The sequence below is a fragment of the Bradyrhizobium sp. Ken64 genome (assembly GCF_055807555.1).
The window spans coordinates 1-408 of sequence record NZ_JBVVPA010000088.1; the positions used below are offsets into that span (position 1 = coordinate 1).

Annotated in this window: 1 pseudogene; it reads left to right on the top strand. The window is 61.8% G+C overall.

The window, feature by feature from the left end:
- Positions 1-408, top strand: a pseudogene (locus AC0L2F_RS35765) (DUF1522 domain-containing protein); the annotation flags it as partial.

Genomic DNA, 408 nt, shown 5'->3' on the forward strand with positions numbered 1-408 from the left:
CACCTTCGGCGACGGCACCAACGGCACGGTCAAGACGCTCGATCAGCTCAACACGAAGCTTCAGGCCAACAACCTGACGGCGACGATCGACGCCAACGGCCTGCTGACGGTTTCGACCACCAACGACTACGCGTCCTCGACGATCGGTTCGAGCGCCGCGGGTGGTTCGATCGGCGGCACGCTGACCTCCTCGCTGACGTTCTCGACGGCTTCCAGCCCCGTCCAGGACACGGTTGCCCAGACCTCGCGTTCGAACCTGGTGTCTCAGTACAACAACATCCTGAACCAGATCGACACGACTTCTCAGGACTCCTCGTTCAACGGCGTCAACCTGCTGAACGGCGACCAGCTCAAGCTGGTGTTCGACGAGACCGGCAAGTCGAACCTGAGCATCACGGGCGTGACCTA